The 24441-nt window shown below is 42.9% G+C and carries 27 protein-coding genes, 1 riboswitch and 1 other annotated feature; of the genes, 22 read left to right on the top strand and 5 right to left on the bottom strand.

What is annotated here, in order from left to right; translation table 11 throughout:
* Window positions 1-16 precede the first annotated feature (16 nt).
* Window positions 17-89 (top strand) — a sequence feature (ribosomal protein L21 leader region).
* A 12-nt stretch (window positions 90-101) separates the two neighbouring features.
* The 7 genes from rplU (at window position 102) to pheA (ending at window position 4614) form a co-directional block, all read left to right on the top strand.
* A complete protein-coding gene (rplU, locus tag C6Y06_RS11770) occupies window positions 102-410 on the top strand; it encodes a 50S ribosomal protein L21 (protein ID WP_003216781.1) in 309 nt (102 codons plus the stop codon).
* Between the two features lie 14 nt (window positions 411-424).
* Window positions 425-763: a ribosomal-processing cysteine protease Prp gene (locus C6Y06_RS11765; RefSeq protein ID WP_034661634.1), complete on the top strand. Its 339-nt coding sequence runs from the start codon at window positions 425-427 to the stop codon at window positions 761-763.
* A 12-nt stretch (window positions 764-775) separates the two neighbouring features.
* Window positions 776-1060 carry a 50S ribosomal protein L27 gene (gene rpmA / locus C6Y06_RS11760; RefSeq protein ID WP_003216586.1) on the top strand — a complete coding sequence of 95 codons (285 nt, stop codon included), beginning with the start codon at window positions 776-778 and terminating at the stop codon, window positions 1058-1060.
* A 256-nt stretch (window positions 1061-1316) separates the two neighbouring features.
* Window positions 1317-1910 (top strand): sporulation initiation phosphotransferase B, encoded by a 594-nt coding sequence (locus C6Y06_RS11755; protein WP_034661629.1) that lies wholly within the window; start codon window positions 1317-1319, stop codon window positions 1908-1910.
* A 21-nt stretch (window positions 1911-1931) separates the two neighbouring features.
* Window positions 1932-3218: a GTPase ObgE gene (gene obgE, locus C6Y06_RS11750; RefSeq protein WP_034661626.1), complete on the top strand. Its 1287-nt coding sequence runs from the start codon at window positions 1932-1934 to the stop codon at window positions 3216-3218.
* A gap of 55 nt (window positions 3219-3273) precedes the next feature.
* Entirely contained in the window at window positions 3274-3717 is a 444-nt protein-coding gene (locus C6Y06_RS11745) for an ACT domain-containing protein (protein WP_003216269.1), read from the top strand.
* An 18-nt stretch (window positions 3718-3735) separates the two neighbouring features.
* Complete coding sequence (pheA, locus tag C6Y06_RS11740) at window positions 3736-4614, top strand: prephenate dehydratase (protein ID WP_060596885.1); 879 nt, start codon at window positions 3736-3738, stop codon at window positions 4612-4614.
* A 24-nt stretch (window positions 4615-4638) separates the two neighbouring features.
* Here pheA and C6Y06_RS11735 read toward each other — a convergent pair whose 3' ends face one another.
* Together C6Y06_RS11735 and C6Y06_RS11730 are read right to left on the bottom strand one after the other, a co-directional pair.
* Window positions 4639-5181 carry a transcription repressor NadR gene (locus tag C6Y06_RS11735; protein WP_060596884.1) on the bottom strand — a complete coding sequence of 181 codons (543 nt, stop codon included), beginning with the start codon at window positions 5179-5181 and terminating at the stop codon, window positions 4639-4641.
* A 3-nt stretch (window positions 5182-5184) separates the two neighbouring features.
* Window positions 5185-6327 carry an IscS subfamily cysteine desulfurase gene (locus tag C6Y06_RS11730; RefSeq protein WP_066030595.1) on the bottom strand — a complete coding sequence of 381 codons (1143 nt, stop codon included), beginning with the start codon at window positions 6325-6327 and terminating at the stop codon, window positions 5185-5187.
* 97 nt (window positions 6328-6424) lie between these two features.
* On the opposite strand from C6Y06_RS11730, the gene nadB reads away from it, so the two are divergent.
* From nadB to C6Y06_RS11690, 7 genes are all read left to right on the top strand, one after another.
* Complete coding sequence (nadB, locus tag C6Y06_RS11725) at window positions 6425-7996, top strand: L-aspartate oxidase (RefSeq protein WP_106036926.1); 1572 nt, start codon at window positions 6425-6427, stop codon at window positions 7994-7996.
* Window positions 7978-8841, top strand: a complete 864-nt coding sequence (nadC, locus tag C6Y06_RS11720; RefSeq protein WP_060596881.1) for a carboxylating nicotinate-nucleotide diphosphorylase — start codon at window positions 7978-7980, stop codon at window positions 8839-8841. Before nadB ends, nadC begins: the two co-directional genes overlap by 19 nt.
* Complete coding sequence (gene nadA / locus C6Y06_RS11715) at window positions 8828-9937, top strand: quinolinate synthase NadA (protein WP_060596880.1); 1110 nt, start codon at window positions 8828-8830, stop codon at window positions 9935-9937. The genes nadC and nadA overlap by 14 nt, the downstream gene beginning before the upstream one ends.
* A gap of 131 nt (window positions 9938-10068) precedes the next feature.
* Complete coding sequence (safA, locus tag C6Y06_RS11710; protein WP_106036925.1) at window positions 10069-11376, top strand: SafA/ExsA family spore coat assembly protein; 1308 nt, start codon at window positions 10069-10071, stop codon at window positions 11374-11376.
* A 323-nt stretch (window positions 11377-11699) separates the two neighbouring features.
* Window positions 11700-12317: a YhcN/YlaJ family sporulation lipoprotein gene (locus tag C6Y06_RS11705; RefSeq protein ID WP_060596878.1), complete on the top strand. Its 618-nt coding sequence runs from the start codon at window positions 11700-11702 to the stop codon at window positions 12315-12317.
* A 789-nt stretch (window positions 12318-13106) separates the two neighbouring features.
* Window positions 13107-13215: riboswitch (TPP riboswitch) on the top strand.
* 127 nt (window positions 13216-13342) lie between these two features.
* Entirely contained in the window at window positions 13343-15103 is a 1761-nt protein-coding gene (gene thiC, locus C6Y06_RS11695; RefSeq protein WP_034661590.1) for a phosphomethylpyrimidine synthase ThiC, read from the top strand.
* A 372-nt stretch (window positions 15104-15475) separates the two neighbouring features.
* Entirely contained in the window at window positions 15476-15658 is a 183-nt protein-coding gene (locus tag C6Y06_RS11690) for a hypothetical protein (protein ID WP_003216799.1), read from the top strand.
* Between the two features lie 32 nt (window positions 15659-15690).
* On the opposite strand, the gene C6Y06_RS11685 is transcribed toward C6Y06_RS11690, so the two are convergent.
* Complete coding sequence (locus C6Y06_RS11685) at window positions 15691-16335, bottom strand: serine/threonine protein kinase (RefSeq protein ID WP_060596876.1); 645 nt, start codon at window positions 16333-16335, stop codon at window positions 15691-15693.
* A gap of 238 nt (window positions 16336-16573) precedes the next feature.
* Between C6Y06_RS11685 and C6Y06_RS11680 the strand changes: the two genes are divergently transcribed.
* The 7 genes from C6Y06_RS11680 to yajC all read left to right on the top strand — a co-directional run bounded on the left by C6Y06_RS11680 (window position 16574) and on the right by yajC (window position 21591).
* Window positions 16574-17074: an intercompartmental signaling factor BofC gene (locus C6Y06_RS11680; protein ID WP_181185478.1), complete on the top strand. Its 501-nt coding sequence runs from the start codon at window positions 16574-16576 to the stop codon at window positions 17072-17074.
* Between the two features lie 148 nt (window positions 17075-17222).
* The gene (gene ruvA, locus C6Y06_RS11675; protein ID WP_034321303.1) at window positions 17223-17828 is read left to right on the top strand and encodes a Holliday junction branch migration protein RuvA; all 606 of its coding nucleotides are present in this window, start codon (window positions 17223-17225) and stop codon (window positions 17826-17828) included.
* Between the two features lie 11 nt (window positions 17829-17839).
* The gene (gene ruvB / locus C6Y06_RS11670) at window positions 17840-18844 is read left to right on the top strand and encodes a Holliday junction branch migration DNA helicase RuvB (protein WP_060596875.1); all 1005 of its coding nucleotides are present in this window, start codon (window positions 17840-17842) and stop codon (window positions 18842-18844) included.
* Complete coding sequence (locus tag C6Y06_RS11665) at window positions 18837-19037, top strand: DUF2905 domain-containing protein (protein ID WP_034661574.1); 201 nt, start codon at window positions 18837-18839, stop codon at window positions 19035-19037. Before ruvB ends, C6Y06_RS11665 begins: the two co-directional genes overlap by 8 nt.
* A 34-nt stretch (window positions 19038-19071) precedes the next feature.
* Window positions 19072-20100: a tRNA preQ1(34) S-adenosylmethionine ribosyltransferase-isomerase QueA gene (gene queA / locus C6Y06_RS11660; protein WP_034661572.1), complete on the top strand. Its 1029-nt coding sequence runs from the start codon at window positions 19072-19074 to the stop codon at window positions 20098-20100.
* A 31-nt stretch (window positions 20101-20131) separates the two neighbouring features.
* Complete coding sequence (gene tgt, locus C6Y06_RS11655; protein WP_060596874.1) at window positions 20132-21277, top strand: tRNA guanosine(34) transglycosylase Tgt; 1146 nt, start codon at window positions 20132-20134, stop codon at window positions 21275-21277.
* Between the two features lie 47 nt (window positions 21278-21324).
* Window positions 21325-21591, top strand: coding sequence for a preprotein translocase subunit YajC (gene yajC, locus C6Y06_RS11650; RefSeq protein ID WP_003216659.1), 267 nt, complete (start codon window positions 21325-21327; stop codon window positions 21589-21591).
* Window positions 21592-21640: 49 nt separating this feature from the next.
* Here yajC and C6Y06_RS11645 read toward each other — a convergent pair whose 3' ends face one another.
* A complete protein-coding gene (locus C6Y06_RS11645; RefSeq protein WP_034661565.1) occupies window positions 21641-22018 on the bottom strand; it encodes a TIGR04086 family membrane protein in 378 nt (125 codons plus the stop codon).
* 164 nt (window positions 22019-22182) lie between these two features.
* On the opposite strand from C6Y06_RS11645, the gene C6Y06_RS11640 reads away from it, so the two are divergent.
* Window positions 22183-22845, top strand: a complete 663-nt coding sequence (locus tag C6Y06_RS11640; RefSeq protein WP_060596873.1) for a DUF421 domain-containing protein — start codon at window positions 22183-22185, stop codon at window positions 22843-22845.
* Window position 22846: 1 nt separating this feature from the next.
* Here C6Y06_RS11640 and spoVB read toward each other — a convergent pair whose 3' ends face one another.
* On the bottom strand, window positions 22847-24397 hold the full coding sequence (spoVB, locus tag C6Y06_RS11635) for a stage V sporulation protein B (protein WP_060596872.1): 1551 nt from the start codon (window positions 24395-24397) through the stop codon (window positions 22847-22849).
* Between the last annotated feature and the right edge of the window lie 44 nt (window positions 24398-24441).

Raw genomic sequence — 24441 nt, 5'->3', positions numbered from 1 at the left:
TTATGGATATGTAGCACCCGTGCTACAACCGCGCGAAGCAGGTGTAAAGAGCCTAAGGCCCCCTGTATTCGGCGAGTCTGAGTTTATTAGGAGGTGCAGAGATGTACGCAATTATCGAAACTGGTGGTAAACAAGTAAAAGTTGAAGAAGGTCAAACTGTTTATGTTGAAAAACTAGCTGCTGAAGCAGGTGAAACAGTAACTTTTGAAAACGTATTGTTTGTCGGCGGAGACACTGTCAAAGTGGGTAACCCTTCAGTTGCTGGAGCAACAGTAACGGCTAAAGTTGAAAAACAAGGTCGCGGTAAAAAAATTACTGTGTTCAAGTACAAACCGAAGAAAAACAACCACAAGAAACAAGGTCATCGTCAACCTTACACTAAAGTTGTTATCGAAAAAATCAACGCTTAAGGCGTGTGAGTGATATGATCAAAGCAACCATTACTCGGTCGGCAGCAGATGAAAGCATTACGTCTTTTCAGATGACTGGACATGCCGAGTTTGCTGAAAAAGGTCAGGATCTCGTTTGTGCAGGTGTATCTGCTGTTGTTTTCGGCTCAGTCAATTCAATTATTGCACTGACAGGAATGGATCCACTGCTCGATATTGGTGAAGAAGGCGGCTATTTCTCTTTTGAATTGCCAGCTGATACAGATCCAGTATCCTTTGAAAAAGCCCAGCTGCTTTTAGAAGGCATGGTCGTTTCCTTAGAGACAATCGAACGAGATTATCACGATTATGTGAGAATATCTACAAAAAAATAGGAGGTGAACTTCATGCTTAGATTAGATCTTCAATTTTTCGCATCTAAAAAAGGGGTAGGTTCTACAAAGAACGGACGTGACTCTGAGTCTAAACGTTTAGGCGCTAAACGTGCTGATGGTCAATTCGTAACTGGTGGTTCTATCCTTTATCGTCAACGTGGAACGAAAATCTATCCAGGTGAAAACGTTGGACGCGGAGGCGACGACACTCTTTTCGCTAAAATCGACGGAACGGTTAAATTCGAACGTTTCGGTCGTGACCGTAAAAAAGTGAGCGTATATCCTGCGGCACAATAATTGCTAAAAACTCCGGTCATTGACTGGAGTTTTTTTCACTTTTTACAAGTAGTATCGAAGATGATAAAAGAAGATGCACTCCATAAATATCAAAGAACGTTTGCTGACTTTGCCTCATTTTCTCCTATAGATCAGAAAAAACAACCTTTCCTCACATAACTAGTGTTTTTCTATGCTGTCTTCTCTGTTATAATTCAGGGAGACATAGTGATGATAAGACTCCTAAAAGAGAGACCAAACGATTGGGAGTGCGATAATGGAAGAGATACCAAGTAAACAAAACGAAAAATTAACTCACGTTGCATTAACAAATGAATTGATCTATCTGCTCAGTCGTTCAAGACACGATTGGATGAATAAATTGCAGCTGATCAAGGGCAACTTGACATTAGAAAAATATGACCGGGTGTTTGAAATTATAGAAGAAATGGTCATTGAAGCACAGCATGAATCCAAACTCTCAAATTTAAAAATTCCCCAATTGGCCTATTACTTTCTAACATTTAATTGGGAGTCGCATTTTATCACCCTAGAATATGAAGTGCTTGGTGAAACCCGAGACTTATCAGCATATGAATCGCAGCTGCTAACGGTATCACAGGAGTTGTTTTCGATATTCGATCAATCAGTTTGCCAAAAAACTGAAAATCATTTAACGGTCACGTTCCAAACAGATCAAGAAGAGAATGATGTGGTCTTATATTTTGATTTCAAAGGAAAATTAACAAGTTTGGATGCGTTAAATGCGTTTCATGACGCAAACTATCCATGTATGAGTGTAGCTCAATTTCATGTGACAAGTCATGAGTCCATGATTGAGCTTTGTTTGAGGCAAGAACGAGATATGTGATGCAGAGAAACGGAGGAAGTTATGTTTGTAGATCAGGTTAAAGTGTATGTTAAAGGCGGTGACGGCGGAAACGGTATGGTGGCGTTCCGTCGTGAAAAATATGTGCCAAAAGGCGGACCAGCTGGCGGCGACGGCGGAAATGGTGCAGATGTTGTATTTGAAGTAGACGAAGGACTCAGAACGTTGATGGACTTTCGTTATAAGCGCCATTTTAAGGCGGATCGCGGCGAGCATGGAATGAGTAAAAACCAGCATGGCCGAAATGCGGAAGAAATGATTGTCAAAGTTCCGCCCGGTACGGTCGTGACAGATGCAGAGACGGAACAAGTACTCGCTGACTTAACAGAGCATGGACAGCGGGCAGTCATTGCAAAAGGCGGACGAGGCGGACGTGGAAATTCACGTTTCGCAACACCGGCAAACCCTGCACCGCAGCTTTCTGAAAACGGTGAGCCGGGAAAAGAACGTGACGTCATCTTAGAACTAAAAGTACTTGCAGATGTTGGACTTGTTGGTTTCCCAAGTGTCGGGAAGTCGACACTGCTTTCAATTGTCTCTTCTGCGAAACCGAAAATTGCGGATTATCATTTCACAACGCTTGTGCCGAATCTAGGAGTTGTCGAAACAGATGATAACCGAAGCTTCGTCATGGCGGATCTGCCAGGACTGATCGAAGGAGCGCACGAAGGTGTTGGCTTAGGTCATCAATTTTTACGCCACATTGAGCGGACACGGGTTATTGTCCATGTCATTGATATGTCAGCACTTGAAGGGCGTGACCCGTACGAAGATTATGTGACGATTAATGAAGAGCTTGAGCAATACAATATGAGATTGACTGAGCGTCCACAAATCATTGTAGCGAACAAAATGGACATGCCAGAAGCAGCTGACAATCTAGCGGCATTTAAAGAAAAATTAACGGATGACTATAAAGTGTTCCCAATTAGTGCGATCACAAGAGAAGGGCTTCGTGAGCTTTTATTTGAAATCGCCAATCAGCTTGAAACAACACCGGAATTCCCGCTCTATAATGAAGAGGAACTGTCTGATAACCGGGTGATGTACAGGTTTGATGAGGGAGACGCGCCATTTGAGATCACAAGAGATCCTGACGGTACGTTTGTCATAACGGGTAAAGCACTTGAGCGACTGTTTAAGATGACAGATTTCTCAAGAGATGAGTCCGTGAAACGATTCTCTAGACAACTGCGCGGAATGGGTGTCGATGATGCCTTGCGTGAGCGTGGTGCAAAAGACGGCGACATCATTCGTCTGCTTGAATTTGAATTTGAATTTATTGATTGATCAAAAGGAGGGTCCAGTCCATGGGCTCTCCCGTTTTTAAAAGGGGAGAAAACAAGTGAAAGAAGAAACGTTCTATTTAGTAAGAGAGGATGTCCTTCCAGATGCGATGCGAAAAACGCTTGAAGTCAAAAAGCTTCTCGATCGCAAAAAAGCGGATTCAGTTGCCGATGCTGTTCAACAAGCGGATTTAAGCCGCAGTGCTTTTTATAAATACAGAGATGCTGTTTTTCCATTTTATACAATGGTGAAAGAGCAGATCATCACATTGTTTTTCCACCTTGAGGATCGGTCTGGGGCTCTGTCAAGGCTGCTTCAAATTGTGGCGGACTCTGGCTGTAATGTGTTATCCATTCACCAAACGATTCCGCTGCAGGGAAGAGCGAATGTCACCCTATCCATTAGCACGGCTGGTATGGCAGATGATATCAATACAGTCATGAATCAATTAAGAAAACTTGAATTTGTCGAAAAAGTTGAAATTCTAGGTTCTGGGGCGTAAAAGGAGAGATCATAGCAGATGAAGCAATTAACTGTAGGTTATTTTGGACCAGAGGCAACATTTACTCATTTGGCCGTATGCTCTTGCTTTCCAACAGATGCAGTGCAGCGTGCCTATGCAACGATTCCGCAATGTATGGATGCTGTGTCAAAAGGCGAAGTAGATTTGGCGGTCGTTCCACTTGAAAATGCACTCGAAGGATCTGTGAACTTAACGATTGATTATTTAATTCATGAGGAAGCGCTGTCCATTGTTGGTGAAATGACAGCACCGATTCGGCAGCATTTGCTTGTCCACCCATCAAGAGCGGAAAGCTGGGAGACATTAGATGTGATCCAATCACATCCGCACGCGATTGCCCAGTGTCATCAATTTCTGAAAAAGCAGTACCCAGATATTCCGCATCGTCCAGTAGAATCAACAGGTTATGCAGCAAAATATATCAGTGAGCATCCGGATGAGGCTGCTGGGGCCATTGCCAATGAAATTGCCGCACAAACGTATGGTTTAACGATTGCAAAAAAAGACATTCATGATTATCCGCACAATCATACACGCTTTGTTATTTTACATAAAGATCCTAAGGCGTCGTTCCCAATGAATGCTGGGTTCTCATCGAAGCCAAAAACGACCATTGTGGTCAGTCTGCCAAAGGATGATCAATCAGGTGCATTGCATCGCGTGTTATCTGCTTTTTCTTGGCGGAATCTCAACTTGTCAAAAATTGAATCTCGTCCGACAAAAACAGGTCTTGGACACTATTTATTTATTATAGATATAGAAAAAGAAATGGATGATGTCCTTGTCCCTGGCGCGATTCAGGAATTAGAAGCGATTGGCTGTGAGGTCAAACTGCTCGGCAGCTACCAAACATATGAACTAACGAATGAAAAATAGTGTCCCTTGCAGGACACTATTTTTTTAGTCTTTAATTAAAAAACCAGCGTCATCGAGCGCTTGAATGGCTTGGTCAAGCTGCTTTTGACTGTAAGAAGTGAGTGTATGTAAATGCACGCCGTCTGTTAGTTCTGACAAGTAGGAGGCGCCCGTGTTAGAAATGTGATGAACGAAATCAGCTACTTGCTTGCGAGTACTGACGCGAATAGAGGCCGTTAGTTCACCGTAAACAGGGTGCTCTATGATCACATCTTTCACTGTCACACCAAAGTCTACAATCAAGGTCAGTTCCTCTTCTGTGCGAACAGGATCATGCTTGCAGGCGATGATTTGTTCAATTTCTCTTTCTGGCGCATGCTGCGGTGCCATATACACATAGCCTTGACTTGTGGCAATAATGGGTTCGTTTTTTGCTTTTAATAGTGACATATCTTGTACAATGACTTGTCGAGAGACAGCCGCCTTTTTAGCCAAAAAACTTCCGGTGAGCGGTGTATCTGTTTCTTTCAGCCACTCTAAAATGGCGTTTCTTCTCTCTTCGCCAATGAGTTTCCTCTCTTGCTCCACGTCTTATGCTCCTTTCTTCTCCTTTTGCAATTGTTCAAATGTATGCAAAAGCTGATCGATGTCCTCTTTTGATGACTTCGATCCAAATGATAGTCGAATGAATTGAAGGGCATCACGATCTGATATGTGCAATGCCTTCACAGCGGGGGAAGGATGATGATAACCTGAAGCACATGCGCTTCCAGTCGATATACAAATCCCATGCCGGTTACATGCTAACATTACATATTGTCCTTCAAACCCTTCAAAAAAACAACCAATAATATGAGGCAGCATGCGGCGATTGCCATTGTTTTGAAGTGTACGAACAGGAAGTTGTCTCATTTTCAGCTGCTGAAGAAAATAATCACGAAGCAGCTCATTCTGTTGATGCTGCTCATCTAGCTTAAGCATCAATTGTTCGCTCGCAGCAGCAAAAGCACCGATGCATGGAACGTTCACTGTTCCAAGGCGGAAGCCATTTTCCTGAACTGCACCTGAATATAAAGGCTTCCAAGCAACATGTGCGCCCATATAGACAGCACCAGCGCCCTTAGGTGCATACACTTTATGGCTAGAGATGGAAACGGCATCAACCCCAAGCTCCTTGATGGACACACGAATCTTTCCGAATGTTTGCACGGCATCTGTATGAAAAAGTATGTGCCTTTCTTTTAAAAGGGGTGCTAATTCAGCAAGCGGCTGGATAATCCCTGTTTCTGAATTAGCATGCTGAATAGATACTAGTCCTGTTTCAGGCAATAATGCTTCTTTGAGAATGTCCTTAGTGATGATCCCATCTTGATTCGGTTCAATGATTGTGACCTTCACGCCAAGACGCTCTAAGCTACTAACCGCATGATGAACAGAAGGGTGCTCTACAGAAGTTGTGATGACATGCTGCCTGTGTGCTGGCAGACCATTTGCAATCGATTGAATCGCAAGAAGGTTGGATTCTGTTCCGCCGCTTGTAAAGTAGATGCCGTCTGGTTCGCCCTCAAGAATGGCAGCGAATGATTGTCTGCTGTAAGTCAGTATGTCATTTGCTCTTCCACCTGCATCATGAAGACTGCTTGCATTCCCGTAGCAATCTTGACTTAGCTGCTGAAAAACATGCAGTGCTTCCTCTGAAACAGGTGTAGAAGCTGCGTAATCTAAATAAACCAATCCATCCATCTCCTATGAGAAAATTTTTTCTTGTATTTATTGTAGTGTTGTGTAATGATATGTGTCAAGACAGGTGTAAATGACAGGAGGGGCGAAGGTGTCATCAATCAAAAAAGTCATTGTGGTGGGATCAGGCATTGCAGCGCTTTCCTTTGCAAAAACCATTTCAGAAAGCTGCCAAGTTATCATGATGACAAAAAAACAATTTTCCTCTAGTAATTCCATGCTTGCACAAGGAGGAATCGCTGCTGCCTTTTCAGCACAGGATTCAGTTCATCAGCATGTACAAGACACATTAGCTGCCGGCTGTGATCACAATGATGAGAGGGCGGTACAAGAGATCGTAAGTCGTGGAAAGCAATTGGTGGAGCAGCTCGTAGAAGAAGGCTGTCCATTTGATCAGACGGAGACGGGCGAGCCGCAATTAGGTAAAGAGGGGGCACATACGGCTCATCGCATTTTGCATGCAGGAGGAGACCAAACAGGCAAAACCCTCGTGCAGTATTTAAAAAGTCAGCTTGGCTCACATATTCATTTATACGAATATCACCATGTCATTGATCTATTGGTCCATGAAGGAACCTGCATAGGGGTGGTGTGGAAAGATGAGAAAGGACACGTCCATACCATGACCGCAGATGCAGTTGTTTTATCCACGGGCGGCTGCGGCTCCCTATATGAAACAAACACAAATGACCCTTCTGTAACAGGAGACGGACTGATGATGGCCTATCGAGCCGGGGCACAATTAGCAGATCTTGAATTTGTTCAATTCCACCCCACCCTCTTGACGATCGCTGGAAAAGCAGTCGGTCTCGTTTCAGAGGCAGTCCGGGGAGAGGGAGCCTATTTAGAAGATGAAACAGGCAGGAGGATGATGAAAGGCATTCACCCACAAGCTGAATTAGCGCCTAGAGATGTGGTCGCTAGAGCTATTTTTCATGAGCAGCAATTAGGTCATGATCTGTATCTCAATATCCGCGAGATTCCACATTTTTCAGCTCGTTTTCCAGCAATTAATGCGATGTGTCAGCGGGCAGGTGTCGATATGGCAAGCGGCAGGCTCCCAGTTTCCCCTGGTATGCATTTTTTAATGGGCGGAATCTGCGTGAATGAATATGGAGAAACCACTGTTCCATCTCTTTTTGCTATCGGAGAAGCGGCCTGTACAGGCTTACACGGAGCGAACCGATTAGCGAGTAATTCTCTCTTGGAAGGTCTCGTTTTAGGACACAAAGCGGCACGGAGAATTGAACAGGTACCTAAACAGAAAAAAATAGTCCCATCTTTTTCTATTCAAGAAGTATGGTCCGTCCCAGCGATTTCAGAGGATCAGTTGAGACAATGGATGATGACATATGCCGCAATTGTAAGAGACGAAAAAGGGCTAAAGGCCTTGCTTCAAGTATTACAGCAAGTCCCTTATCAGCAAACGAATGTGAAGAATATCACAAGTGAACAGATCGAATTAAGCAATCAATGGTCATTAGCGATTTGCCTTGTGAAGTCTGCATTACTTCGTACAGAAAGCAGAGGCGGCCATTTTCGAATGGATTATCCAAATCGGAATGATGCTTTGTGGCGGGGCATGCAGATTGTCCATGAAAAAGGCCACATTCATATGATGAAAAATGAAAGGATCGGTGCCAAATGGAACGTTTACAGTTAAAACAAATGATGACTCATTTTTTCACAGAAGATATTGGCTTTGGAGATGTATCAGCTGATGCCATTTTTGGAGAAAAGAAAGGAACAGCATACATCATCGCAAAACAATCGGGTGTATTGGCAGGTTCTCAAGTCATTGACATAGGGTACCGCCTGCTGAATGAACAGATTCAAGCTGAGTTGTTTTTTGAGGAAGGTGATTGGATTCATTCAGGCGCTGTGCTGGCGAAAATAAAGGGGCCGGTCAGCGACTTATTAAAAGGAGAAAGGGTCATTTTGAATGTTTTGCAGCGCATGACAGGTATCGCCACATTAACACATGAAGCGGTGCAGCGATTAGCGGATCCGTCGATTACGATTTGTGATACGAGAAAAACGACTCCCGGCTTGCGCATGTTGGAGAAATACGCTGTGAAGACAGGAGGCGGAAAGAATCATCGCTTCGGCTTATCAGATGGAGTGATGATTAAAGATAATCATATTGCCGCATGCGGCTCTATTCGTGAAGCTGTAGATAAAGCAAGAGCATATGCCGGTCATATGGTGAAAATTGAAGTAGAAATTGAATCAGAAACGCAGCTAATGGAAGCCATTGATGCAAAAGCCGATGTCATCATGTTTGACAACTGCTCTCCAGACGAAGTGAAACGTTTTAAACAAATGACGCCGGAGACAATTCTGACGGAGGCTTCAGGAGGCATCACGTTAGAGACATTGCCAAGTTACAGGGGGACAGGTGTCGACTTTATTTCACTTGGTTTTTTGACACATTCTGCTCCAGCATTTGATTTTAGTATGAATATGGAATTCAGTCATAAAGGAGGAACAACTCATGTCACTGCTTGATGTACTCGCAAATCAACATGCAGCCATGATGCCAGAAGAATATAAACACCGCTCTGTTGATGAGATGAAGCAGCGTGTGTTAGACATTAAACGGGCCTTTGGATCAAAGCTTTTTATACCGGGGCATCATTATCAAAAGGATGAAGTCATCCAATTTGCAGATGCAACAGGCGATTCACTGCAGCTCGCACAAATAGCCGCGGACAATCAGGAGGCTGAGTACATTGTGTTTTGCGGTGTTCACTTCATGGCTGAAACGGCAGATATGCTGTCAATTAAGAATCAAAAGGTCCTATTGCCAGATATGAGAGCAGGCTGTTCAATGGCTGATATGGCGAACATGAAGCAAACGGATATAGCATGGGAGCAGCTCACTGATCTGTTTGGAGATACGATCCTACCGCTCACGTATGTCAACTCAACAGCGGATATTAAAGCATTTGTCGGCAAGCATGGCGGGGCGACTGTTACATCGTCAAACGCTAAAAAAGTGCTGGAGTGGGCGCTCACACAAAAAGAGCGGATTCTGTTTCTCCCTGATCAGCATTTAGGGCGTAATACGGCATTCGATTTAGGCATTTCACTAGAAGAAATGGCTGTCTGGGATCAAATAGAAGAAAAGCTCATCACCGATCAGCCGCTTTCTCGCATCAAGATGATTTTATGGAAAGGCCATTGCTCTGTCCATGAGAAATTTACGGTGCGGAATATTGAAGAAACGAGAAAAAGAGACCGTGACATTCAAATCCTTGTCCATCCAGAATGCACGCATGAAGTCGTCAGGGCTTCTGATCTTGCCGGTTCAACGAAATTTATTATTGATACGATTAAGGAAGCGCCAGCAGGAAGCAAGTGGGCGATTGGAACAGAGATGAATTTAGTCAAGCGGATAATCGATCAGCATCCAGATAAACAAATTGAATCCCTCAATCCGGATATGTGTCCATGTTTGACCATGAATCGGATCGATCTTCCTCATTTGTTATGGTCACTAGAAAGCATTGATAAAGGTGATCCGGTCGGTTTGATTCAGGTCAATGAAGACATTACCAAAGAGGCTTTACTTGCACTGAATAAAATGCTCGCCATTAAATAATAAATCAGCCCCTCCTATCAGAAAACAAGTTTTTATCATATCGGCTTGTAAATAGGCATAAATTTATGGTGAAACATATTGTACTTCTGACATAACCGTTACGTTCACGTTTTGCATAGGAGGGGAAAACGTTGAAAATTCATATTGTGCAAAAAGGAGACTCCCTTTGGAAAATTTCAAAGAAATACGGAGTCGACTTTCAAGAATTGAAAAAACTAAATTCACAACTCAGTAACCCAGATTTGATCATGCCGGGTATGAAGATCAAGATTCCATCTAGTGGTGTTCCTGTAAAAACAGATCATCACAAAGCAAAAGAAATGCCAAAGCCGAAAGAACATCCGTATGTGAAAGAAAAGCCAAAAGATGTCGTGCAAGTGCAAGATACGAAGCCGAAAGAAAAGCCAAATGAACCGGTACCTTATGTACCGCCAGTGCCAAAGATCGAGCATCCAGTTTTTCCACAAGTCGATGTGAACTATTATCAGACCAATCTCTACCAGCCATTCACGCCTCCTCCCAAAAAAGAACATCATGAGAAAAAAGATTACATTCATGAAAAGAAAGATCATGTTCATGACAAAAAGGATCACAAAGATCATGTTCATCATGAAAACAAGGACTATAAAGATAACAAGGAACATTTTCATCATGAAAATAAGGACCATAAAGATAATAAGGAACATTTTCATCATGAAAATAAGGACCATAAAAATAACAAGGACCATTTTTATGATGAAAATAAAGGCCATCTAAAAGATGAAGTGGCAAAGGGGTATGATCCGTTTATTCATATTCCGCATCAAAAGGAGGAGGGAAAAGATATGGAGCAAAGCAATTACCCAAACCTTCCTAATTTCCCGCAAATGCCGAATGTTGGAGGCGCAGCGGTAGGAGGAATGGCTGAGAATAAAGAGCATCATCACCATCACCAGCATCATGATTCATATGATCCTTATTATGGTTTTGGTCATGGACATTACATGCCGGCAATGTATCCATACCCGCAACAAATGGTGCCAGCATCGCCAATTTTACCAGGTTCAGGTCTTTGTTATCCTGTCCAGCCATATTATCACCATCACATGATGCCATATCCATACCCAGCTCAGCCGTATTATCCTGCGTATCAAGCGCCAGCTTATTACGGGGAACATTATGAACATCATGCAAACGACGGGCATCACTGGCACCACCATATGCACCCAAATGCCAATGCGAACGTGAATCAAGGCTTTTATCCAAACGTTTCAAATGAAGCTTATGGCAAGGAAGACTGCGGATGTGATGATGGCATGAAGCAGCATCAGCCGTGGCCAGGACATTATCCGAATCCTGTTCCTTATGGCCAAATGGGGGCTTTTCCAGCTCAGCCTTATATGCAGCCATATCCAGGTCAATCTGTTTTTGCAAGACCAGAAGAAGACGAAGAAGAGTAATGACAGAAGGAACGATCTCAATCGTTCCTTTCAGCGTGTAGACAAACCCTCGCATTCGTTGTCAGGGCTGTGCTCCGGTGCTCACGAATGTCAAATTCGCTCCGCTCCGGTGCTCGCCCTTCCTAGACTGCAAAGGTTTTCTATCACGCTGAAAAAGAGACAAAGGGCTAAAATAAAGATCATTTTAACAATCTGGAAGGAACGATCTCAATCGTTCCTTTTTTTGTTTATAACTGACAGCTTGATTTTTTCCCAAACTGTACATGCTAAAACAGAGCCTGTTTCGCGCTCATGAGATTGAATTTGTACAGGGGGTTTTTCGTTTGAGACAAAAATGGCAAAAAACGATCGCATTAGTGCTTCTTCCTATTGGGTTAACGGCATGTGGTACAAATGATAATGCAGGTGTAGATACACGTCATAATCAATCAGGTCAGCCAGTCGGATATCATTCGAATAACCGTGCGGCTGACAATAATCAAGATCATCAAGGGCCAGTTTCTGAACTCATGGAGGGGATGAACGGTGGGAACACAACGAATGTTGATTATCGCACCCGTCCTCAAGCCGATGATCGAATGCCTCTCGCAGGTGGAGATGGACGCTACAGTCATGGAGATATGAACTATCATAACCAAATGTCGTTCTCTGGCTACGATAAACAAGAGAACGTCCAGCGTTCAAGAAAAATTGCCAACCGTGTCAATAAAATGAACCACGTTGCAGACTCACAGGTGATGGTGACAGATGAAAATGTGTATATTGCCATTAAATCAGATGGACGTTTGACGTCAGAGGGCGTATCACAAGTTGAAGAAGCAGCGACTCGTTATGCAGATGGAAGAGCTGTCCAAGTCATTAAAGACGAGGGTGCTTTCACACGCTTTAGAGATATGAGAAGAACACAATTTGAAACAGGCCAAACAGGCATGACTCGATAGGTTGGAGAATAAGAAAGGCTAAAGTTCCTCAAGAACTTTAGCCTTTTCTTAAAAATAACCCTTGATGCTTGTATAAAAATCGTTAAAGAAACAGCCAAATCCAAGTAATAAAATACCTTTCTTGTTAAGGATACAAGGGGGAGAAGACCGATGTCATGAAGGAGAATCCCTGCCAAAATACCGCCTGAAGCCAGCATAAATTCAGATGAATCTGTTTTTGGATATGCATCTGCCAGTACAGCACCGAATACAGAAACCCAGAACACAAGGTTTCCAGGGGATACCGCGACAAGCAAGCCGTTTCTGTACGTTTTTGCGAATGATTTATTGACTTTTTCGCCAGCTAAATGGATGTCTTGATCCGAATTATTAAGAATACTGCTCCGATCAGCCAGAGCGGGATTTGGACAAATGGCAGTGATAAAAACTGAGCAAATTCAGCATCCATAAAGAATCCGTTTTTTAATCCCTTTTTGTCATTTCAACCGTGATCGCTCCAACTGGCAGAGGAATTGACAATCCTACGACGATAAATGCGAGAAATGTTTGCAATCGACTAGAACTTCCTTTGGGAAAATTTGTATAAAAATTCTCAGTTTAGATTAACTATACATAATAGGAGAAAAGGATCAATGATTATTTCATATTTTATCGAAATGATTGGGAGAGATGATGTATATAAAGGTGCATATCAAGCTTGCTGTATCTCTTTTGTAGTGGAAAGGAACTATTTTCCTAAAACTTCTTTTTTTCATGGCATCTCTATGCTACACTGTTGTGGAAATCAATAAATGTGACTAGGGGTGCCCGCAGTTGGGCTGAGAGAGAAGTGTATGCTTCTTAACCCTTTGGACCTGATCTGGCTCGTACCAGCGTGGGGAAGTTGAAGATGATACATGGGTCATATGAATGACATTCATGTTTATTTCTGTCGACGAAACCAGGTTCTGTTCATAGAGCCTGGTTTTTTTGCTGGTGCTGATTCCATCCTGTCCGGTGACAAGAAGAGAAGGAGAGAACAGCAAATGAAAGAAAAGAAAAATACCCCAACAACTCAATCCTTATTATCAAGCTTTGACGGCAGCCGAAAGGTGTATGAGAAAGGATCAAGACCTGACATTTTAGTGCCAAAAAGGGAGATTGCCCTCTCAAAAACTGTGACACAGGCGGGGAACATTCAAAATGAACCGATTCGTGTGTACGATACGAGTGGACCGTACACCGATGAGAGAGCCCATATTGATGTCACTAAGGGATTAAAACGCCTTAGGGCAGCATGGATCGAAGAAAGAGGGGATACAGAAAGCTATGAAGGGCGCCATGTGAAACCAGAAGATAACGGATATCGTTCTAAGGAAAAAGAGTCCTTTCATCATGTTCATACTGATTTTCATCATGAGCCGCTCCGCGCAAAACAAGGTGCCTGTGTGACGCAAATGCATTATGCAAAAAAAGGTATTGTTACGCCTGAAATGGAGTTTATCGCGTTAAGAGAAGAGCTAAGCCCTGAGTTTGTGAGAGAGGAGGTAGCCAGCGGAAGAGCAGTCATTCCAGCGAATATTAACCATCCTGAAAGTGAACCGATGATTATTGGAAGGCATTTTCACGTCAAAATCAATGCGAATATTGGCAATTCAGCTGTGACATCATCCATTGATGAAGAGGTAGAAAAGATGACATGGGCGATCAGATGGGGTGCAGACACCATGATGGACCTGTCTACAGGAAAGGACATTCATACAACGAGAGAATGGATCATACGGAATTGCCCAGTCCCAGTAGGAACCGTTCCCATTTATCAGGCGCTTGAAAAAGTAAATGGAGTGGCAGAAGATTTGACGTGGGACGTGTACAGAGACACATTAATTGAACAAGCAGAGCAAGGAGTAGACTACTTCACGATTCATGCGGGCGTGAGGTTAAGGTATATTCCGCTGACAGTCGATCGGGTGACCGGAATTGTTTCAAGAGGCGGTGCCATTATGGCAAGGTGGTGTCTTGCCCATCATCAAGAGAATTTCCTCTATACCCACTTCGAAGACATTTGTGAGATTATGAAAACGTATGATATTGCTTTTTCACTTGGAGACGGTCTGAGACCAGGCTCGATTGCTGATGCCAATGATGAGGCGCAGTTTGCAGAGCTTGAAACGTTAGGTGAATTGACAGAGATCGCTTGGAAACATGATGTACAGGTGATGATTGAAGGGCCTGGACATGTTCCGATGGATAAAATCAAAGAGAATGTGGACAAGCAAATGGAGATTTGCAAAGAGGCACCATTTTATACGTTAGGGCCTCTTACAACAGATATTGCCCCGGGATATGATCACATTACATCCGCCATCGGTGCGGCCATGATCGGCTGGTATGGAACAGCGATGCTATGCTATGTGACGCCAAAAGAGCATTTAGGTCTGCCGAACAAAGAAGATGTGAGAGAAGGTGTGATTGCCTATAAAATTGCCGCACATGCCGCTGATCTAGCAAAAGGACATCCTGCTGCTCAAAAGCGCGATGATGCTTTATCGAAAGCGAGGTTTGAATTTAGGTGGCGTGACCAATTCCACCTGTCACTTGATCCAGAAAGAGCTATGGCGTTCCATGATGAAACATTGCCTGCGGAAGGCGCTAAGACTGCCCATTTTTGCTCGATGTGCGGACCGAAGTTTTGCAGTATGAAAATTTCCCATGATATTCGCAATCAATCAGAAGAAGTGAAAAGAGAGATGGAGAAGAAGGCGAAAGAGTTTATCAGCCAAGGAAGTCAAATTTATTCATCCTAAAAAAAGAACCTCGCACATATGTTGTGCGGGGTTTTATCAGATGGCGGAAAAGGCTTTTCTTAAGAGGTGGAAAAATGCTTTTAATGCATACCATCATGTCCAAACTCGGAATGAGGGCATCTGTTAAATGAAAAAAGACGGTTTGTCTTTCGGGAGATGTTCGTTTCTTTTGCCGTTTCATGAAGACAGCCTCCTTTTTAAATAATATACTTCTTTGCAAAGCAGAGGGATAGAGATGTTGTTTGAATTTAAACAAAATTTAAACTTCTTGTGTTTGAAAGGAAAGAAGGAGGGGAAACGTGTTGAATAGAGAATGAATGAAAAGAGCCGATCTATTTGGCCAGCTAACAAGAAAGAGTGGAAGGTGATCTTATGATGAAAGTATTTAAGGTAACATTTCATATGAACAATGGGGAAGTGCTTGATTTCGAGCTAAAACGCCCAGCTACCTATGATGTGTATAAGAAAATTGAAGAAGCCAATCATTGGTTTAAGCTGAATAATGAAATCATTAACTTATTAAATGTGAATAGCATCCACGTAGAAACAGATTAAAACAGAAAGCCGCTCTCTCTGAGCGGCTTTCATTATGCAGAAAAATCATTTCGATTATTAAGCTGACCGCGGGACAGCCAGTTCTTTTTATACAAATAAGCAATCACTTCAAGCCATAGACGCGGTGCTTTTTTAGGGAAAAAAGGTTTTTGATAATAAGCGTAAGCGGCTTTTAAATCATTCCATTGGTGGCATGCTTTTGTTTGTGTGAAACGGGCTACGTCGATGACCCTGACCTGGCCTTCCTTTGTTAAGATCAGATTCCGCAGATGGATATCAGAAGGATTCAATCCTTTCTCGCGTGCTTCTTCTAGCGCATCATCCACTTGTTCAATCATTTGTTTTTTAATAGGAATCCCCTTTGTGAGGCATTCATAGAATGTGTAGCCTTTAATATATTCCATTAAAATATACTGATCCCCAGATTCATAAATCTCAGGGTAGTAAGACGAACCAGAAAGTTTTTCATAAATGGCGGCTTCTTTGCGGGCAATATGGTGATAAGAAGGGAAAAAGACTTTTAGTGCCATTTTCTTGCCGTCTTTTTTGTATGAAAAGACATAGGCACTTCTTCCTTTGCCGCACAGTTCAAGCTCTGCCGGTTTAAAGGCAAGCTTATGAAGACGTTTATCTTCATGATACTGAATCGATTCGGCTAATCTTTTAACATCTGACATTGACTTCACCTTCTTTGGTTTCAGTTTATGCGGCTGAAAAACGAATGATGAAAAAACCGAGTCATTCGATAAAGCAATGGATTGTATAAAACATACCATTTACGAATGAAGGATACAACGAAAGACTCTTCCCATATATTCATTCATCGATTTGGTTAATGTTTAGAAAAATGGGTCAAACTACATATGTCATGCATCGATCTCATGTTCTAAAGAGGTGTAAATAGTGAAAGTGAAGATGAAATGTTTCGTTACAGGACTTATCATGACAAGTGTGCTTTTTTTCGCTGCGGATATGGAAGGAAAAGAACACTTGCAAAAGCAGTCAAACTCTATCACCGTGCAGCTTGAAAAAGTCTATCTAGACGGAGATGTGAGTATTGAAAGACACCGGGCTTCATTAGAAGACAAAGACACATTCTGGGCACAGTATAAAGGCTGGACGCTAGTAGAACAGAGAGAGGATTTTGCGCTTTTTAGAAAGCAAATTGATGATATCTCTCCATTAAGTAAAGCAAATGGATATATCGGATTATCAGAGGACGGTGTGATTTCTACGTTTCATGGAAGGCCTGACGGCTGGGCGGAGCCTATTCATCTCTTTTTTCAAATTGATACGTCCCGTTTAGAAAGTCATGTGGAGGAGCAGCTTGAGCAAGGCATTCCTTTTCGAACAAAGGATGAATTTGAGCATGTGCTTGAAGTCATGAAGCCTTACCGAAATGAAATATCGTTTTAAAGCGTGTAACAGCTTGCTGGTGTGAAGGCCGCAAGCTGTTTTTCGTGGTTTTATCGTAAAAATGCATTGAGCGAACGTATGTTAACTTTTATTGCGGTTTTCTTCTCGATTTATGTTACAATGAAGAACAGTCAAAGAGGTGAAAACGGTGATAGAGTTTGTAAAAGGGACCATTGATTATGTGTGCCCGCAATATGTTGTCATTGAAAACGGCGGAGTGGGATATCAAGTCTATACCCCAAACCCGTTTATCTATCAAGTAAACAAACAAGAAACGATTTATACGTATCATTACATAAAGGAAGACGCTTTTTCGTTATATGGATTTCAAACGCGAGAAGAAAAAGCGCTGTTCACAAAACTGTTAAATGTCACGGGGATTGGGCCGAAGGGGGCTCTAGCGATTCTTGCTTCCGGTGATCCTGGCGCTGTCATTTCAGCGATAGAACGTGAAGATGAAGCGTTCCTGATTAAGTTCCCTGGTGTTGGCAAAAAGACAGCTCGCCAAATCATTCTCGATCTAAAAGGAAAGCTAGCCGATGTCGTACCGGAAATGATTGGCAACCTATTTAATCACGAGGACCATATTCAGGTCGAAACGCAGCAAACGGCATTAGACGAAGCGCTTGAAGCCTTAAATGTTCTTGGATACGGTGATCGTGAAATTAAAAAGGTTCTTCCATTATTAAAAGAAGAAAAGAATCTCACAACCGATCAATATGTGAAAAAAGCTTTACAAAAAATGTTGAAATAGGGTGATGTCTCATGGATGAACGGCTCGTCTCAACTGAAGCAGACAACCATGAATCAGCCATTGAGCAAAGTCTGCGGCCACAGACACTTAGCCAATATATTGGTCAGCAAAAAGTAAAAGATAACCTCAGTGTGTTTATTGAAGCTGCCCGCATGAGGCAGGAAACACTCGATCACGTCCTTTTATATGGACCGCCTGGACTCGGGAAAACAACGCTTGCGTCGATTATCGCCAATGAAATGAATGTTCAGCTGCGTACAACATCTGGACCAGCGATTGAACGTCCTGGCGATTTGGCGGCAATCTTAACTTCTCTTGAGCCAGGTGATGTGTTGTTTATAGATGAAATTCATCGCTTGCAGCGCTCAATTGAGGAAGTGCTTTATCCGGCAATGGAGGATTTTTGTTTAGATATCGTCATTGGCAAAGGAGATACAGCGCGCTCTGTACGGCTTGATTTACCGCCATTTACACTTGTAGGTGCCACGACCCGTGTAGGGCTTTTAACAGCACCGCTTCGTGACAGGTTTGGGGTACATGCAAGATTGGAATACTATGAGCAAAGAGATTTGGCTCACATTGTGGCAAGAACAGCCGAGCTGTTTGAGATTGGGATCGATCTTCGCTCAGCCGAAGAGATCGCAAGACGTTCCCGGGGCACGCCAAGGGTTGCCAATCGTCTGCTCAGAAGAGTAAGAGATTTTGCGCAGGTGCTTGGGAATCATGCGATTACCGAGGACATTGCGGAAGATGCCCTTGAGCGCCTTCAAGTCGACAGGCTTGGTCTGGATCATATAGATCATAAGCTGCTTTTAAGTATGATCGAAAAATTTAGAGGCGGTCCTGTAGGGCTTGATACAATCTCAGCGACAATTGGAGAAGAATCACATACGATTGAAGATGTGTACGAACCGTATTTACTGCAAATTGGTTTCCTGCAAAGAACACCAAGAGGACGGGTCGTCACAAGAGAAGCGTATGAACATTTTCAAATGGAGGTTCCGATTCGTGACTGAATTCCCTAAAATATTGATGATTTTAGGTGGTGTCCTTTTTGCCGCAGGATTAGTATTTCAATTGGTTGGTAAGCTTCCAGGTGATATTTTTGTGAAAAAAGGAAATGTGACGTTCTTTTTTCCTGTGATCACATGCATTGCCATTAGCATTGTGCTAACCATATTACTTAATATCTTTGGACGGATGAAATAACGTTAACTAGTTAACTACAGAATAGGTGAAGGAAATGAAGCTAGAACTATTTGATTTTGATTTACCAGAAAGATTGATTGCACAAGTGCCGCTTGAAAAACGAGATGCATCAAGACTGATGGTCTTAAACAAACAAACGGGTGCGATGACACATGATACATTCTCACAAATCACCGATTATTTTCAAACGGGTGATTGTCTCGTTTTAAACAATACACGCGTTCTGCCGGCACGTTTGTTTGGAATGAAAGAGGATACAGGTGCAAAAGTTGAACTTCTTCTATTAAAACAAGAGGAGGGAGACAACTGGGAAACACTTGTAAAACCAGCCAAACGGGTGAAAAAAGGAACGGTTATCACATTTGGTGATGGACGGCTTCAAGCGGTATGTACAGAAGAGATGGAACATGGCGGAAGAAAAGTTAAGTTTCAGTATACAGGCATTTTTTATGAAGTACTTGAATCCCTCGGTGAGATGCCGCTGCCTCCTTATATTAAAGAGCAGCTTGACGATCGTGAACGCTATCAAACGGTGTATTCAAAAGAGGTTGGCTCCGCTGCTGCTCCAACTGCTGGTCTTCACTTTACAAACGAGCTGCTGGATGCGCTGAAAGCAAAAGGTGTGCATATAGCTTTCATTACACTGCACGTGGGGCTTGGTACTTTTCGTCCGGTCAGTGCAGAACGTATTGAAGAACACGAAATGCACGCAGAGTTTTACGAAATGAATGAAGAAACAGCTGAAGAGCTCAATCGCGTTCGCAAGGAAGGCGGACGGATTATTTCAGTTGGGACAACGTCAACGAGAACGCTCGAAACCATTGCAAGTGCGCATGACGGCGAATTCAAAGCGTCAAGCGGCTGGACGTCAATCTTTATTTACCCAGGCTATACATTCAAGGCCATTGATGGCATGATCACGAATTTCCATCTGCCAAAATCCTCGTTAATCATGCTTGTCAGCGCATTAGCTGGACGAGAGCATGTACTAAAAGCGTACAATGAGGCTGTAAAAGAGGAATACCGATTCTTCAGCTTTGGCGATGCCATGCTGATTCAATAACATCATACAACAAAGACAGGAGGGCTCATTTTTGTCGCAATTACCGATACGTTATGAGTTCATTAAAACATGCAAACAAACAGGTGCACGACTAGGACGCGTTCATACACCGCACGGCTCCTTTGAAACACCTGTATTTATGCCGGTAGGTACACTGGCTACAGTCAAAACGATGGCACCTGAAGAACTAAAGGCAATGGATGCAGGCATCATCTTAAGCAATACGTACCACCTATGGCTCCGTCCGGGTCATGACATTGTGAAAGAAGCAGGCGGGCTGCACAAATTTATGAACTGGGATCGAGCGATTCTGACCGATTCAGGCGGATTCCAAGTATTCTCTTTGAGTGAATTTAGAAAAATTGAAGAAGAAGGCGTCCACTTCCGTAATCACTTAAACGGAGACAAGCTGTTCCTTTCTCCTGAAAAGGCCATGGACATCCAAAATGCGCTTGGCTCTGATATTATGATGGCATTTGATGAATGTCCGCCATATCCAGCAGAGTACGACTACATGAAACGTTCTGTGGAGCGGACAAGCAGATGGGCAGAGCGCTGTCTAGAAGCGCACCAGCGTCCAGAGGATCAAGGGCTGTTTGGAATTGTCCAAGGCGGAGAATACGAAGAGCTTCGTAAACAAAGTGCAAAAGATCTGGTTTCACTTGATTTCCCAGGCTACGCCATCGGAGGCTTATCTGTTGGTGAACCAAAAGATGTGATGAACCGTGTACTGGAGTTCACAACGCCATTGTTACCGGCAGACAAGCCAAGGTACTTAATGGGTGTCGGCTCACCAGATTCCTTAATTGACGGTGCCATTCGCGGTGTAGATATGTTTGACTGCGTATTGCCGACGCGAATTGCAAGAAACGGCACCTTGATGACAAGCGAAGGACGTCTTGTTGTGAAAAATGCAAAATATGAACGTGATTTCAGACCAATCGATGAAAATTGTGACTGCTACACATGTAAAAACTACACACGCGCCTATATTAGACATTTAATCCGAACAAATGAAACGTTCGGAATTCGATTAACAACTTATCATAATCTTCATTTTCTGTTAAAATTAATGGAGCAAGTGAGAGAAGCTATCCGTGAGGATCGTTTAGGTGATTTTAAAGAAGAGTTTTTTGAACGTTATGGCTTTAACGAACCGAATGCGAAAAACTTTTAACGCATAAACGAAAGGCTTTATAATGCTTTAGAAAGGGGTGAAATAGAATGGATGGTGGTATGGGTTCAATCATTATGATTGTTGTCATGTTTGCTGTGCTTTACTTCTTGTTAATCCGTCCACAGCAAAAGCAACAAAAAGCTGTGCGTCAGATGCAGCAATCTTTATCAAAAGGCGATAAAATCGTCACAATCGGTGGTTTACACGGTGAAATCGACTACATTGATGAATCAAAAGTGGTCATCAAAACTAGCGAGAACAACCGTTTAACTTTCGATCGACGTGCTATTAGAGAATTAGCTGACAAAGGTTAATCCTCCGATACATAGCCATAAAAAAAGAGCGATATGATCCGCTCTTTTTTTATTTGCCTCGAAGATTGACGCCAATCATTCCGCCCAGCATACAAATCCCTAGAAATGCCCCATGATAGATAAACTGCTCTGGTGAAAAGGTTTCTCCAAACCCTAAATATTGAAATAAGAATACAGTGAGAGAAAAGATCATAGAAGTGATCGCGCCAATGAGCCAGCCGCGCTCCTTTGCTTTTCCTCCAGAAATGATCCCTCCTAATAAAAGTGCCACAAAGGACAAAATCATAATCATCCATTTAAACGATGATTCCTGCATACTTGTGAAGGTAAGCATGAGCGATACAAGTAAACTTGTGACAATCATCACGATAAAAATGGCCATTAAGCCGGATAAAATCCCTTTTCCGATTTGTTTCGTTTCCTGCATGTGATTCGTCTCCTCTCCAATTGACCGAAGCTTGTCTTTTACTAAAATGTATTCACCATGAAGAAAAAATAGACATGTTTCTCACGATAAAAACAGAGGCTTTCTTTTCTACATAAATAAAGTGTTTTGACACAAGCTATGGTGGAGAAGGAGGTTTACATCACATGCAGGACATCTTGATTATCTCCATGAGAACAATCATTTTATATTTTCTTGTTTGGTTTATTTTTCGGTTAATGGGCAAGAGAGAAATTGGCGAATTGAGTATTTTAGATCTTGTCATTTTTATGATGATCGCAGAAATTGCAGTTCTCGCCATAGAAGAAGTCGAAGATCACATGTTACATACGGTATGGCCGATCCTGCTGTTAACCTTCATTCAAATCACACTCGCCTACCTCTCATTGAAATTCCAAGGTGTCCGGCGCTTTCTAGACGGCAAACCGGCCCTGCTCATCATCAATGGGAAAATCGACGAGGGGGCGATGAGAAAACAGCGATACAATTTTGATGACCTGCTTATTCAATTAAGAGAAAACAACATCGATAGCATTCAGGATGTCTCTTACGCCATTTTAGAGCCATCCGGAAAGCTTGCGGTCGTTGAAAAAGAAAACAAGCACACACACGGAGCGCTTGAGCTGCCACTTATTGCAGATGGTGTTGTACAGCACGATCATCTGAAGCAAATTAATCAAAATGAACAGTGGCTGAAAGATGAGCTTGCCAAAAGGGGCTATCATGAAATTGATCAGATTTCCTACTGCAGCTTTAATCAAAAGACATTTTATATTGATTTGAAAGATGAAGTGATCAAGAAGAGATGAGCTAAAGCAGTTTCCCAATGAATGGGAGGCGGCGAAGCTCTTCACGCTTCACTAGCCCTAGACAGATTAATAGAATGACATATAGCATACACGTAACAAAGATCAGCATCACAAGCTCAATAGGGGCAGAAAAGAGCCCGTTTACTTGAGACTTCAGCCAAAGGCTGACAGCCCCGGTGCCGATGATCACAAGAACGCATATCCCATATTCCTTCATTGGTAAATGAATAGGCAGTACTTTACCGACAGTTGCCGCATGAAGCAGCGTGACAAGGACGATGCCGATTAATATCGCGAGTGCTGCCCCCATAATGCCAAAGCCCGGCTGTGAAGCAAGGACAAAAATCATCCCTGTTTTCACAACAGCACCTATCAGACTATTCGTCATCGCCGCGCCAGCTAAATTGAGTGCTTGCAGGACAGCTTGAAGCGGCCCTTGAAAATAATATAATAGAAAAAATGGGGCCATGAATTTCACATAGATAGCCGCATGCGATGAACCATACATAAAGAGCGTTAAATCTTCTGCATAAACGAAAAGAATAATACAGGAAATGCCTCCGCTGAGTAGACAAAGACGCATCGCCTGCTTCAGGCGGTATTCGACCGTTTTGCGTTTGTTCTGCTCCATTCCTTCACTGATCGCCGGGACCAATGCAGTGGATAGAGAGTACGTAATAAAGCTAGGCAGTGTCAAAAGGGTCAGCGCAAGACCAGTCAACTCCCCATACTGCCTTGTCGCTTCTACAGCCGCATATCCAGCAATAGCAAGACTTTGCGCGACAACTATCGGCTCTAAAAACCACGAAATATTCCCGATGAAACGGCTGCCTGTTGTTGGCAGGGCAATACTCATCAGCTGCTTAAACGTGTCCTTACCGTCATGAATCGCCTTAAAAAATCGTTTTCGAATACGAATGGTCTTTTTATAACGAAAGGCAATCAGTAAATATGCAAGTGAAATCATCTCTCCAATGACAGATGAAATCATCGCACCAGCTGCCGCGTATTCAATCCCATAAGGAAGGAAAGCTGTTGTACATACTGCCACTAGAGAAATTCTTGCGACCTGTTCCAGTACTTGAGATATGGCAAGCGGGCTCATTTGCTGTCTGCCTTGAAAATATCCTCTCAGCACACTGGAAATGGCGATGACTGGGACAACGGGCGTAATAGCAAGAAGTGGATAGACCGTTCTAGGATCTGTCAGCATATTTTCTGCCATGATGGGTGCAAACCATAAAAAGAGCGGCGTGAATATCAGGCTGAGTGTCCCTGTTATCGCAAGGGACATGACTAGAATACGTTTAGTTTTCTGTTTGTCACCCCGGGCTTCTGCTTCTGCGACAAGCTTGCTAATAGCGACAGGCAGTCCAAATTGTGTCAGCGTCACAGCGAGAAAAAAGGTAGGGGCAGCCATCATATAAAGCCCGACTCCTTCTTCGCCAATGAACCTTGCAATCACAATCCGATTGACAAAACCCAATATTCTCGTGATAAAACCTGCTAAAATTAAAATAATCGTGCCCTTTAAAAACGTTTGCTTCGTCAAATCAAAGATCACCTGCCTTCTCAAACGACATAGAATCATATACA

Source organism: Bacillus sp. MZGC1 (genome assembly GCF_002998605.1).
GTDB lineage: Bacteria > Bacillota > Bacilli > Bacillales > Bacillaceae > Bacillus.
Note: the sequence above shows the minus strand (reverse complement) of the source record. Positions and strands in the feature narration are given on the sequence as shown.